Origin of the sequence: Kitasatospora viridis, from assembly GCF_007829815.1 — a bacterium.
Taxonomy (GTDB): Bacteria; Actinomycetota; Actinomycetes; order Streptomycetales; family Streptomycetaceae; genus Kitasatospora; species Kitasatospora viridis.
The window spans coordinates 666,684-679,246 of sequence record NZ_VIWT01000002.1 but is presented as its reverse complement, the minus strand read 5'-3'; the positions used below and the strand labels follow the sequence as shown (position 1 = coordinate 679,246).

At 69.6% G+C, this 12,563-nt stretch carries 9 protein-coding genes and 2 pseudogenes; 5 read left to right on the top strand and 6 right to left on the bottom strand.

The features are described from left to right. Positions 1 to 204: 204 nt before the first annotated feature. Both FHX73_RS45045 and FHX73_RS30255 read left to right on the top strand, forming a co-directional pair. A pseudogene (locus FHX73_RS45045) lies at positions 205 to 414 on the top strand (Scr1 family TA system antitoxin-like transcriptional regulator); the annotation flags it as partial. A 10-nt stretch (positions 415 to 424) separates the two neighbouring features. After that, positions 425 to 652, top strand: a complete 228-nt coding sequence (locus tag FHX73_RS30255) for a DUF397 domain-containing protein (protein WP_145909068.1) — start codon at positions 425 to 427, stop codon at positions 650 to 652. A 625-nt stretch (positions 653 to 1,277) separates the two neighbouring features. On the opposite strand, the gene FHX73_RS30245 is transcribed toward FHX73_RS30255, so the two are convergent. Continuing rightward, a complete protein-coding gene (locus FHX73_RS30245) occupies positions 1,278 to 1,700 on the bottom strand; it encodes a hypothetical protein (RefSeq protein ID WP_145909067.1) in 423 nt (140 codons plus the stop codon). A 262-nt stretch (positions 1,701 to 1,962) separates the two neighbouring features. On the opposite strand from FHX73_RS30245, the gene FHX73_RS46565 reads away from it, so the two are divergent. Then, positions 1,963 to 3,012 (top strand): helix-turn-helix transcriptional regulator, encoded by a 1,050-nt coding sequence (locus FHX73_RS46565; RefSeq protein WP_145909066.1) that lies wholly within the window; start codon positions 1,963 to 1,965, stop codon positions 3,010 to 3,012. A 5-nt stretch (positions 3,013 to 3,017) separates the two neighbouring features. On the opposite strand, the gene FHX73_RS45040 is transcribed toward FHX73_RS46565, so the two are convergent. Next, positions 3,018 to 3,161, bottom strand: a complete 144-nt coding sequence (locus FHX73_RS45040) for a hypothetical protein (protein ID WP_170305139.1) — start codon at positions 3,159 to 3,161, stop codon at positions 3,018 to 3,020. A gap of 122 nt (positions 3,162 to 3,283) precedes the next feature. On the opposite strand from FHX73_RS45040, the pseudogene FHX73_RS46560 reads away from it, so the two are divergent. Together FHX73_RS46560 and FHX73_RS30230 are read left to right on the top strand one after the other, a co-directional pair. Further along, positions 3,284 to 3,457 (top strand): annotated as a pseudogene (locus tag FHX73_RS46560) (IS630 family transposase); the annotation flags it as partial. Positions 3,458 to 3,911: 454 nt separating this feature from the next. Continuing rightward, positions 3,912 to 6,650 (top strand): SpoIIE family protein phosphatase, encoded by a 2,739-nt coding sequence (locus FHX73_RS30230; RefSeq protein ID WP_425461456.1) that lies wholly within the window; start codon positions 3,912 to 3,914, stop codon positions 6,648 to 6,650. Between the two features lie 50 nt (positions 6,651 to 6,700). Here FHX73_RS30230 and FHX73_RS30225 read toward each other — a convergent pair whose 3' ends face one another. The 4 genes from FHX73_RS30225 to FHX73_RS30210 form a co-directional block, all read right to left on the bottom strand. Continuing rightward, a complete protein-coding gene (locus FHX73_RS30225; protein WP_145909065.1) occupies positions 6,701 to 9,310 on the bottom strand; it encodes an alpha-L-rhamnosidase in 2,610 nt (869 codons plus the stop codon). Beyond that, entirely contained in the window at positions 9,307 to 10,206 is a 900-nt protein-coding gene (locus FHX73_RS30220; RefSeq protein ID WP_145909064.1) for a carbohydrate ABC transporter permease, read from the bottom strand. Before FHX73_RS30220 ends, FHX73_RS30225 begins: the two co-directional genes overlap by 4 nt. A 6-nt stretch (positions 10,207 to 10,212) precedes the next feature. Continuing rightward, the gene (locus tag FHX73_RS30215) at positions 10,213 to 11,010 is read right to left on the bottom strand and encodes a carbohydrate ABC transporter permease (protein WP_246213956.1); all 798 of its coding nucleotides are present in this window, start codon (positions 11,008 to 11,010) and stop codon (positions 10,213 to 10,215) included. Between the two features lie 137 nt (positions 11,011 to 11,147). Next, complete coding sequence (locus tag FHX73_RS30210; RefSeq protein WP_145909062.1) at positions 11,148 to 12,446, bottom strand: ABC transporter substrate-binding protein; 1,299 nt, start codon at positions 12,444 to 12,446, stop codon at positions 11,148 to 11,150. Positions 12,447 to 12,563: the final 117 nt, after the last annotated feature.

The window sequence follows — 12,563 nt, the reverse complement described above, 5'->3', positions numbered from 1 at the left end:
TGCGCCCAGGACCCGCAGACCTCCCGGCACTCTGTGGTGGGTCAGGCCTTGGGCCAGGCCAGGACCATGGGCGGGCCGGGCCATTCCAGCAGCCCGCCGGCCCGCTCGACAAGGCTTTCGAGCGCGCCGAGCGGCGCAACCAGGTGCTGTTCAGCGAGGACCCGCCGGAGGGCTGGTTCGAACTCTGGCTAGCACGTCGGAACCACCGGCAGTTTCGCCATCTACCTGTTCAGCGACCTGCCGGGCGACGGCGTCGCCTATACGGAACAGGACATGGCCTTCAAGGACCAGCCCACGAAGCTCGCCCGCCACAACCGCCAGTTTGAGCTGCTGATGTCCCAAGCACTCGACCCGCAGGCGACCCGGTCATACTTGCAGGCAACCCTGAAGAGCAAGAGCAGTTGGGCTGACTGAAAGGATGATCATGCAACATGGCACCACCCTCGACCAGGGCGGCTACAGCTGGGCCAAGTCCAGCTACAGCAGCGAGGCCGGCAACAGCTGCGTCGAGGTCGGCCGCACCCCTGCCGGCGCCATCCCGGTCCGCGACACCAAGCAGCACGGCCGCGGCCCGGTCCTGAAGTTCGAGCCCGCGGCGTTCCAGGGCTTCCTCGACGCTGTCAAGGCCGGGGAGTTCCCGGTCCAGCTGTAACGGGTGAACAGGTGAGTGGGTGGACCCTGACGACGGAAGCGCCAAGGTCCACCCACTCACCTACATACCATTCGGCTGTGACAAAGAGCGCAAGCACCCCTTGCTGCAATTCCGGTATGCATACCGTAATTGTCAACTGACGCCTGGTCAGCAATAGCCGTGGACCCGAGAAAGCCGCGAGAGCGCGGAGCTGCTGCTGCACGGCTGGCGCGGCGACCCTCGCCGATTTGCGCGCGGGGCATACGGCTCGCCGGACGCGGTGCGACGACGGCCCCGGAGGTGCCGCGGATCGGCCGGACCAACGCCGACATCCTCTCCTGGGAGACCCAGGAGACCTGGCCCGAGCTGCGGCCGGCCTTCGATCGTGCCACCCGTGAGGAGACGGAGGTGCTCGGACTGCCCCACCTCCCCCGTGAAGCTAGCCGCCTGAGCACCCATCAGCACTCGTCACGTCTGAGCGGCGAGCGCGGCGCCCAGGACCGCGACGCCGACCGCGAGCCAGGTCGGTCAACCTGCGCACACGGACAGGCTCTGCCACCACACCCCCAACGGTCGGACCCACGGACGTCGCCGCACCTCCAACCGCCCGCAGCACCAATCCGGCGAACCATCCCGGTCAGAGCAACTAGCCGAGGTCGCCGCAGAGGTTGTGGACAGTGCCGTGCACGAGCGTGACGGTCTTGAATCCGGTCGCGCTGTACTCGATCCGGTAGACGCCGTCGATGGTGTAGAGGCCGCGCGGCAGGTTGCTGCGGCCCGCGGGCGCGAGCGCGATGACCGGCCCGACCACGTGCCAGACCATTGAGCCGTCGGTGCCGTAGTCGATCACAGCACTGCCACTGGCGTCCACGAGGGTGCTCGCGCCGGTGGCGGCGTTGCTGACGTTGAGGAACAGCGCACCGGTGGCCAGCTGCCGCTCGGGCTTGCCGTCCGGGTAGGTCTCGACGACCTTCGTGCGCACCTGATTCACCGTCACGTCCCAGTGCACGGGGAAGTCGCACAGCAGCCCGGCGGGCGCGTCATATGACGGCGGGATCGGATCGGGCACCCAGCCGTCGTGTGACGCGGCAGACGGCGCGGACCGCGCGTCGGCGCTGCTCGCGGCGGCGGACACCGTGCCACCTGCGAGTAGGGCGGAAACGGACAGGGCAACCACCAGGAATCGACGCACGAGTACTCCTCATCCTCTGCTTCTGCTGACTGACAGTGAGCGGCAGGGCAATGACTGCCCGGCCGAGTTCCACTGTCCGCCCCGGGATACGCGGCGCATATCCCTAGACCTAGGGGGAGCCGGTTGCGATACTCCTGCGGTGTCCCCCGCGCCCGCGCCACTGCTCGTCGCCCACGCCGCGCGGCAGGCTGCCGCACGCGCTGACAGCCTGGCCGACCTCGGTGGCGAGCTGGCCCGCCAGCTGCACCGGCTCGTGCCGCACGACGGGTACATGCTTTCCGGCAAGGATCCGGTCACCGGCGTCGGCTGCTTCCTGGTCGAGCACCAGGGCTACAGCTGCGCCCACTTCCGCCGCATCAAGGCGGCCGGGCTGCTCGATCAGCAGCCTTACCCGCCCCGGCGACCCGCCGACCGGCCCACGAGCCGCCCAACTGTCGCGGTGCGGGACACGACGGCCACCGCGCCGCCGGGCGTCGTGCCGCTGCTCGACAGCATGGCCGACGACGGCTGGGGCAGCGAGATGCGGCTCGACCTGGTCGATCGCGCCGCGCACTGGGGCACGCTGATCCTGCTGCGCGAGCGTCGCCGCCCGCCGTTCACCCCGGCCGACATCGACAACGCGCGGCAGGTCGCGGCGCCGCTGGCCGCCTCGCTGCGCGGTTACGTCGGCCGCGCCAGGCCGCATCCCCTGCGCACCGCGATGCCGCCCGGCGTGCTCGTCATCGACGAGAACGACGGCCTCGCCTCCGCGACCCCGACCGGGCGCGAATGGCTCCGGACGTGCTTTCCCGACTTGATCCTCGACACGGACGAGGACCTCTCTCTGACCCTCTGGAACGTCGCGGCCGCCGCCCGCCGCCAGAGCGAACCCGTGCTCAGCCGCATCCCGACCAGCCACGGCTTCGCCGCGCTGCAGGCCCAACTGCTGACCGGCGCCCGACGCGGCGAGGTGGCCGTCACCATCCAGGCGGCCGGTGCCGGCCAACTCCTGCCCGCGGTCGCCGCGTGGTACGGCCTCACACCCCGGGAACGCACGGTGATCGACCAGGTCCTGGACGGCCGCTCCAGCAAACAGATCTCCCACACCCTCGACCTGTCGCAGCACACGACCAACGACCATCTCAAGGCCATCTACCGCAAGATCCGGGTGAACGGCCGCGACGAGTTGGTCGCTACTCTCTCCTGCTGATCGGCCTATCCGTGCACGACGAGGTAGCCGTCGCGGTTCAGCACGACACGGAAACCGTCGTCCTTGGCGGCGACGATCAGCTGGTCGCGCTGCGCGGGCGTGAGCGGGAAGGCGTCGTCGTCCGCGCTGTCCTCGGAGATCCGGTCCACGTTCGGCAGTTCGCGAGGATCGAGCAGGGTGCCCCTGCCACCGCCGCCGCTCTCCCACCCGTCAGCTGACCGCCCTGAACCCGCCGTCTCCGCCAGGCAGCCCCCGCTACCGTTCCCGCACGGTCGAATGGGTCTGGGCACACGTCAAGCGCGCCCTCGCCAACCTCGCCGTGGTCGCGCTCGACCGACTCGAAGCCCTCGTCCGCAACCGGCTCAAGCGCCCGCAGTACCAGCCCGACACCCTCAACGGCTTCATAGCCGGCACCGGCCTGACCCTCGCCCCCCAACGTCACCCTGACGAGCCGAAGCCAGTAAGTATCCAAGAACGGCTCGCTCCACTGGGTCGTCCTCCGCCCTGAATTCCGGTGCCCCCTGGTCGGCTCGGCGAGCTGCGCGGCTGATGGGGAATCACTTGCCTTTCCGCCTGGGGAATTGGCTCTCCGTCGACAGCGGGCATCTGCTCGCTGATGACGGTGCACCCGCTACGGCGGGCCTTCGCGCGAGCTGGGGCCAGGGTTGCACCGGCACCGGAGGTAGCCGAACCGGTGCGGCCTCGACGTACGGTCGATCACAGCTCACCTGACCTGCACCGGGACAGCCCGTATCACGCACTCGCCCGCACTGGGACCAGGTGCTAGGAAGAGGTTTACGGACGGGTTTTCCGTCGATTCTGGGCTCCAGCCGCGTCCAGGTTCATCGGAAAAGGGTTGGCGTGATCTTTTGAGTTCGCAGGAAGGAAAGCGCACCCGGGTGGAGCACGAGCGCGAGGCTCCTCACCGGTCTCCAGCGGAGCGTCTGCGCTCCGTGCCGGGCCTTCGCAGTATCGCGGGTCAAGTGTTCGCCTCGCAGGTGGTGGTCGTGGTGCTTCTCATCGCCGCCGCGGTTGTCGCGCTGGTCCTGCAGGCTCGGCGTGACAGCGAGAACGAGGCCGGTCGGCGGTCACTCGCCGTCGCTGAAGCAGTCGCTCACGCCCCGGGGACCGTAGCGGCGCTGACCAGCGCGGATCCAGCCGCGGTGTTGCAGCCGCAGGCACAGGGAACGCAGCAAGCGGCCGGTGTCGACTTCATCGTGGTGTGGGGCTCGAATGGCATCACCTACGCCAACCCCGACACTGCCATGATCGGCACGCATGTCACCGGTTCGGGCACGCCCCCGGACAAGGCCTCGACGCTCACGACCAAGACGTCCGACGGCTTGGCCGTGGTGGTCGCGCTCGTCCCCGTCACCCAACCGGAGGGTCCGGCCGTCGGCACGGTCGGCGTCGGCATCAAAGTCAGGAACGTGCACAACGCGGTGGACCGACAGCTGCCGGTGGTACTGGGAACGGCAGCGGGGGTGCTGGCGGTGGCCGCAGGCGGGACGGCACTGGTATCGCGGCGGTTGCGGCGTCAGACCCGAGGGCTGGGGCCGGCCGCGATGACCCGGATGTACGAGCACCACGACGCCGTACTGCACGCGGTGCGCGAGGGTGTGGTGATCGTCGACGGGGACGGGCAGTTGCTGCTGGCCAACGACGAGGCGCGACGACTGTTGGACCTGCCGCCGGACTGCGAGGGGCGGCCGGTCACCGGGCTGGGCCTGGAGGCCGGGGTGGCCGGGCTGCTCGCCTCGGGGCGGGTGGCCACGGACGAAGTCCACCTGGCCGGGGACCGGTTGCTGGCCGTCAATGTCCGATCAACTGGCCCGCAGGAACCGCCGGGCTGGGTGGCGACCTTGCGGGACACCACCGAACTGCGGGCGCTCGCAGGCCGGGCCGAGGTGGCGCGGGAGCGGCTCACCCTGCTGTACGAGGCGGGGCTCAGGATCGGCACCACCCTCGACGTGGCGCACACGGCCGAGGAACTGGCGCAGGCGGCCGTCCCACGGTTCGCCGACTTCGTCACCGTCGAGTTGCTGGACCTGGTGTTGCGCGGAGAGGAGCCGGCCGGCGCGAGCACCGAGATGCGGCGTGTCGCGGTCAGTGGCATCCACGCCGATCACCCGCTGATCCCCGTCGGTGAACTGATCCGGTTCGCCCCTTCCACTCCGCCGGCCGCCGTGGTGGAGCACGGCCGCGCGGTGATCGAGGCGGACTTGCGGGCTGCCCACGGCTGGCGGGCCCAGGACCCGGAGTCGGCTCGCAGGATCCTGGCGTACGGGCTCCACTCACTGATCACGGCGCCCTTGCAGGCCCGCGGGGTCGTCCTGGGGATGGTCAACTTCTGGCGGGCCGAGAACGATCCGTTCGAGCAGGACGACGTGACCTTCGCCGAGGAGCTGGCGGCCCGGGCGGCGGTGTGCCTGGACAACGCCCGCCGGTACACCAGGGAACACGCCCTGGCCGTCGCCCTGCAGCGCAGCCTGCTGCCCCACGGGGTGCCCGAGTTGTCCTCGCTGGAGGTCGCCCACCGATACCGGTCCGCCCAGCCCGGTGTGGGCGGTGACTGGTTCGACGTCATCCCCCTCCCGGGCACCCGGACGGCCCTGGTGGTGGGAGACGTGGTCGGCCACGGCCTGCACGCCGCGGCCACCATGGGCCGCCTGCGCACCGCGGTGCACAACTTCTCCGCTCTCGACCTGCCTCCCGACGAGATTCTCGCGCGCCTCGATGAGCTGGTCGCCCGGATCGACCGGGACGAGGCTCGCGAGGAGCAGGGAGCGGGAATCACCGGGGCCAGGTGCCTGTACGCCATCTACGATCCGGTCTCCGGACGGTGCACCGTGGCGCGGGCCGGCCACCTCGGGCCCGCCCTCGTCGGCCCCGACGGCACCGTGACGTTCCCGGATGTTCCCCTCTCCCCGCCCCTTGGCCTGGGCGGGAGCCTGCCGTTCGAGGTCGCCGAGCTGCAGCTGGCGGCGGGATCCAACCTGGTGCTGTACACCAACGGGCTCGTCGAGGACCGCGACCGAGACCTCGACGTCGGTCTGGACTCGCTGCGGGATGCACTCGGCGACGCTGCGGGGCGGGCCCCGGAGGAGACCTGCGAGGCGGTCTTCAGCGCGATGGTGCCTGCCCGCCCCCGCGATGACGTCGCACTGCTGGTGGCCCGCACCCGGCTGCTGGACCCGGTGAGGGTCGCCGACTGGGACGTCCCCAGCGACCCGGCCGCCGTCGCCCCCATCCGCACCGAATGCGCCCGTCAACTGCAGGAGTGGGGGCTGGAGGAGATCCAGTTCAACACCGAGCTGATCCTCAGTGAGCTGATCACCAACGCCATCCGGTACGGCACCGAGCCGATCCATGTCCGGCTGCTTCACGACCGAAGTCTGGTCTGCGAGATCTCCGACGCCAGCAACACGTCCCCCCACCTGCGGCGGGCCCGAGCCTCCGACGAGGGCGGACGGGGGTTGTTCCTGGTCGCTCAGTTCGCCGAACGCTGGGGCACCCGCTACACATCCCGCGGCAAGGTCATCTGGACCGAACAACCTCTTCACGACGGGGTGGGGGAAGAAACCGGCGGCGATCTTGGCGACATCCTGCTGGCGCAGTGGGACGACGACCTGCTCTGAACACGGGTGTTCCAGGGGGCGGACCGGCTGCACGCTCTCCGGGCACCGCGCTAATCGCGGGGCGCGGCGCTTGCGCACCCCGGGCAGCAGGTGCTGGCGGTTCCCGGCGTCAGTACGGTCACCTGCCCATCGGGCCATTCGATGCGTGCCCGCGTGCCGGTGGGCACCGTGGTTCGCACCTCGAAGCGCGACTCGTGCAGCTCCCAGCGGATCGCCACCCTGCCGTACGGCGACTCGTGGGCCGCGCCGGCCCAGGTGATCCCGCCGCCCGGTCGTGGCCGGAAGACGATGTCGCGGTAGCCGGGGGCCGCAGCGGTCAGGCCTGCGACGGTCGTGTGCAGCCACTCCGCGACCGCGCCGAGGGCGTAGTGGTTGAACGAGGTCATGTCGCCCGGGTTGACGGTGCCGTCCGGGAGCATGCTGTCCCAGCGCTCCCAGACCGTCGTGGCGTCGTGCTTGAGTGCGTACAACCAAGACGGGCACTCCTGTTGGAGGAGCAGGGCGTAGGCGGTGTCGGTGTGCTGAGTGGCGCTCAGGGCCGGGGCCACCAACGGCGTACCGATGAAACCGGTCTGGATGGTGTGCCCGCCGGCCGCGACGAGTTCGGCGAGCCGCTCCCCTGCCTCCGCCCGGGCAGCGGGGCCGGGCAGCAGGTCGAACTGCAGGGCGATGGCGTACGCGGTCTGGGTGTCGCTGGTCATTCGCCCCTCGGACGGCACGTACTCGTCGATGAACGCCTGGCGCACCCGCAGCGCGAGTGCCTCGTACCGGAGCCGGTCGTCCTCGTGGCCCAAGACGCCGGCCATCAGCGCCAGGTGCCGTGCGGACCAGGCGTAGTACGCCGTGGCGATGAGATGCCGGTCGGTTCGGCCCGCGCCCGGATCCTCCGGCGGGGCAGCGGGGTCCAGCCAGTCACCGAGCTGGTAGCCGAGGTTCCACAGCCCGGAGGGGCCCGCGAGCCCGGTGACGAGGTCGACCCAGCGCCGCGCGCTGTCGTACTGCGCGGCCAGCAGGCCTGCGTCGCCGGAGTCGAGGTACAGCGCCCACGGTGTCAGCGTTGCCACGTCTCCCCAGCCCGCACCCGGCCTGGCCGGGGTCCACTGGGAGCCGCCCGGTATCGCGGGGACGTACCACGGCACGGTGCCGTCCTCCAGCTGTTCGGCGGCAAGGTCGCGCAGCCAGGACGAGAGCATGCCGTGGCAGTCGTACAGGAAGCCGGCCGTCGGCGCGAAGACCTGGATGTCGCCGGTCCAGCCGAGCCGTTCGTCGCGCTGGGGACAGTCGGTGGGCAGATCGACGAAGTTGCCCCGCAGACTCCACACGACGTTCTCGTGGAGGCGGTTCACCTGTTCGTTGGAGCAGCTGAACCAGCCGGTCCTGGCCATGTCGGTGTGGTGGACGCGAGCGACGATGTCGCGCTGCGGATCCCCGCCGCGCCAGCCGGTGATCTCGGCGTACCGGAATCCGTGGAGGGTGAACCGCGGCTCCCAGGTCTCGGCCGCCGCGCCCCGCAAGATGTAGCGGTCGACGGACAGCGCACCGCGCAAGGGGCGCACGCACAGCTCTCCGTCCTGGAGCACTTCGGCGTGGCGCAGGATGACGGTGTGTCCGGACGGACCGCTGACGGTGATGCGGACCCGACCGACGAGGTTCTGCCCGAAGTCCACCAGCAGGCGGTCCGCATCGAGTGTGGTGATCCGGATCGGGGCGATCTCCTGGGTGCAGCGGACCGGTGGGCCAGTAGGGGCGAACAGCGTCGCCGGGTCCCGGGGGACCGGGCCGACCGGCGACCAGTCGGTGTCGTCGAAGCCGGGCTCGGACCAGCCCGGCCGTTCCTCTCGTGCATCGTAGGTCTCGCCGTCGAGCAGGCCGGAGGCCAGGACCGGCCCGAACGCCGCACGCCAGGAGGCGTCGGTGCCGTGCACCGTGACGGTTCCGTCGCCGTGGACGATTTCGAGCTGGGCGAGCAGGGCGACGCGGTCGCCGTAGAGGTTGGCGTGGCCGCCGTGGAAGCCGAGCCGTCCGCGGTACCAGCCGTCGGCGAGCCAGGCGCCGATGGCGTTGGCGCCGGGCCGGACGTGGTCGGTGACGTCGAAGACCTGGTAGCGCAGCCGGTGTGCGTAGCTGGTCCAGCCGGGCGCGAGTGCGTGGTCACCCACCCGTCGGCCGTTGATCTCGATCTCGTACAGCCCGTGTGCGGTGACGTAGAGCCGTGCGCGCTCGATGTCCGAGCCGGCCCCGAACTCCTTGCGCAGCAGGGGCGGACGCCGCACGCCGTCGAGTTGCTCGGGCCACTGCGGCGAGACCGCCTGCGCCGTCCAGTCCGTGGGCTTGAGCAGGCCCGTCTCCAGTTGCAGGGGGGCGCTCCAGGAGCTGGCGGTGCGGTCGGCGCCGCGGACGCGGACGCGTATCCCGCAGCGTTCACGCGACTGCAGCGGGGCGGCCGGCCAGGGGACGAGGACGGAGTCCGCCGAGGTGACCCAGTCCGTGCGGTGGGCTCCGCCGTCACGGGTGAGTTCGATCTGGTAGGCGTGCTGTGCCCAGCCCGCCGGAGCGGTCGTCTTCCAGGAGAGCCGGGGCGTCGGCTCGCCGATGCCGAAGGGCTCCCGGTGGTGCTCGGCGGTCGGCGGGGCGACGAGCGGGGCCGGCTGAGGGGTCATCCCTTCACCGCCCCGGCCGTCAGGCCCTTCATGATGCGCTGGTTGATCAGCAGGTACAGCACGAGAGCTCCGAAGACGTTGATGCAGATCGCGGCGAACAGCGGCCCGTAGGCCGTCTCGCCGTACTGCCCGGTGAAGTTGAGCAGACCTACTTGCACGGTGCGCAGGTCGTCGTTGTTGGTGAAGGTCAGTGAGATGAGCAGGTCGTTCCAGATGAAGAAGAACTGCACCAGTGCCACGGTGAAGACGGCGTTGCGGACCATGGGGAAGGCGATCCGCCAGAAGGCCGTGAGGATGCTCGCGCCGTCGAGGGCCGCGGCCTCGAAGACCTCGCGCGGGATCACCCGGAAGTAGGTGGCCATCATGAAGACGGTCAGTGGGAGTCCGGTTGCCGTGTAGGTGATGATCAGCGGCCAGAGGGTTCCGGACAGGCCGGCCTGGAAGTAGACCCGGAAGAGCGGCAACAGGATCATCTGACTCGGCACCATGATGCCGAGCAGGAACACCAGCAGGACCCGGTTGCGTCCGCGCCAGACCATGACCTCCAGGGCGAAGCCGGCCGCGGTGCCGAGCAGGATGATCAGGGCCAGCGACGGGATGGTGGCCAGCAGGCTGTTGCGGACGTAGAGCGCCACGTGGCCGGTGGTCCAGGCGTCGGTGTAGTTGTGGAAGCTCCAGCTCTTCGGAAGCGCCCAGGCGGGGTCCCCGACGAACTCGCTCTGGCTCTTGAAGGAGCTGAGCAGCAGCCACAGCAGTGGCGCGAGCTCGACCACCACGAGCAGGGTGACGAGGGCGTTGCGCACCAGTCGGCGGGTGCCGCGGCGCAGGCGAAGGGCTGCCGGCGCCGGCGCCCGGGTCGGGACCTCGCGCCGCGGTGCCGCGATGGAGTCGATCATTGGAGTTCAGCCCTTGCTCGGGTCGCGTCGCGAGAAGCGGAAGATGATGAGGGTGACGCCCAGACAGACCACCGTGAGCAGCAGGGCGATCGTGCTTCCGTAGCCGTAGTCGCCGTAGTTGAACGCGGTGCGGAACATGTACAGCGTGAGCGGCGTGGTGTCGCTGCCGGGCCCGCCGTTGGTCAGGGCCAGCACCGAGTCGAACACCTTGAGCGTTCCGTTGATGCTGAACACGAGCGAGGACAGCAGCACGGGCCAGGACAGCGGCACGATGATGTGCCGGACCAGCCGCCATCCGGTGGCACCGTCGAGCCGCGCCGACTCGATCGTCTCCTCCGGGATGTCGAGCAGTCCGGCGTAGATGAGCACGGCGTAGAAGCCCATGGAGCGCCACACGTCCATCACGACCAGCACGAGGAAGGCCCCCGAACTGCTGGCGAACCAGTCGCCGTGGTGGATGCCGAGCGCCTCGACGGCGATGTTGGCCAGGCCGTTCTGCGGTGCGACGGCGAAGAGCTTCTGGAACATCAGCGCCACGGCGACCGTCGGCAGGATCACCGGGAAGAACACCAGCGTGCGGATCAGCGCGGACGACCGGCGCAGGACGAACACGTACAGCAGCGCGAGCAGGTAGCCGCAGAGCACTTGCGCGACGGTGACCGCCAGCGCGTATGTGAGCGTGAACATCAGGGCGCTGTGAGCTTCCTGGTCGTGCCACAACTTGACGAAGTTGCCGACCCCGCCGAAGGAGAATCCCTCGATGACGTTGCCCTTGAAGAAGGTGTAGCCCAGGGACCAGCCCATCGGGACCAGCATCACCAGCGTGTACACGAGAAGCGCGGGACCCAGTAGGACGAGGATGGCGCGGCGGTCTCCCAGAACGGAACGCATGTCGGCTCTCTCAGAGGGGTTCGGTACAGGTCGCGGAGGGTGGGGCCGGGTCAGCCGTTGTCGAGGTCGTTCTGCACCTTCTGCATGAAGTCCCGGGCGGAGATGGCTCCGGTGACCAGCGGTGCAGCGTTGGTCTGACTGGTCTCGGTGGCCTTGGTGTTGAAGAGCGCCTCGAACCACAGCGTGCTGGTCGTGGTCCTGCCGATGGTGTCCTGCACCAGCTGGGTGAGCGGCGGCAAGGTGCCGGTGTCGCCGGCGGGCTTGAAGCCGGAGATCGTGCTCTGGTCCTTCAGGGAGGCGGCACCGTAGTTCTTGGCCGTGCAGGAGAGCCAGTCGCCGACCTTCGCGTTGTACGACTTCGCCGAGACGGCGACCGGGAGACCGACGTTGGCCGGGATCTGGTCGGCACTCCCCTGTCCCCCGGCCACGGTCGGGAACGGCATGAAGCCGACGTTGGCCGCGCCGATCTGGTTCTTGGTGGCGTCGTTGAAGTCGCCGAGCTCCCAACTGCCCATGTAGAACATGGCGGCCTTGCCGGTCAGGAACTCCTGCACCGAGGTGTCGTAGTCGATCGAACCGACGCCGGGGCCGAAGTATCCCGCCTTCCCCAGGTCGGCGACGGCCTGCGCGGCCTTGACGTACGCCGGGTCGGTCAGCTTCGCCTTGCCGTCCGCGACGGCCTGGAGGGCGTCCGGGCCCAGCTCGCGGTAGAGGTAGCCGCTGACGAGCCGGGTGATCGGCCAGCCGGCCTTGCCGGACGCGGAGAAGGGTATGACCCCCGCGCTCTTGAACTGTGCGGCGGCGGCCACCAGTTGGTCGTAGGTGGTCGGGACCGCGACACCGTGATCGGCGAAGATCTTCTTGTTGTACCAGATGCCCTCGATGTTGAACTGATAGGGCATCACATCGAACTTGCCGTACAGGTTCTCCACGGTCTTGACGGCGGCGGGCTGGATGTCGTCCCACACTCCGAGGTCCGTCAGCGTCTTCTGGAGGTCGAGGACCTGGCCGGCCTTGTCCAGCGTCTTGGTCAGCGCCGGCGCGTTTCCTGCCGCGAACTGCACCGGCAGGGCGTCCTGCCCGGCGAGAAGCTGCACCTTCTGGTCGACGTCACCGATCGGGAGGGTCTGGACCTGAAGCGGAAGAGCCGCGTTCTGCGCCTTGCACGCGCCCGCGCCCAGCGAGGTGAGCTCCTGCTGGACGATGTGGTTGTCGTCGTTGATGGTCAACGAGAACGCCTTGGCACTGCCGCCCGACGAGCTCGCACCCCCGCAGCCGCTCAGCAGGAGGCTCGCGGCGGTAGCGGTCGTCAGGGCGGCTACGAAGCGGGATCTGGGGGTCAGCTGCACGGTGACTCCTCGTGGTGCACAGCGCTTTGAAGCGCTTCAAATGATGCCCGGAACCTACGGCGTGCTACAACGCCGTGTCAAGGATGAGGCGTCGATGTTTCCGAACCGCGTCCGCGC

Coding starts and splice junctions, on each gene's coding strand:
- FHX73_RS30215 (WP_246213956.1), bottom strand. CDS start 11,010: ATGGGCTGGTCCCTGGGCTACACCTTCTTCAAGGGCAACGTCATCGAG.
- FHX73_RS30255 (WP_145909068.1), top strand. CDS start 425: ATGCAACATGGCACCACCCTCGACCAGGGCGGCTACAGCTGGGCCAAG.
- FHX73_RS30225 (WP_145909065.1), bottom strand. CDS start 9,310: ATGACCCCTCAGCCGGCCCCGCTCGTCGCCCCGCCGACCGCCGAGCAC.
- FHX73_RS30220 (WP_145909064.1), bottom strand. CDS start 10,206: ATGATCGACTCCATCGCGGCACCGCGGCGCGAGGTCCCGACCCGGGCG.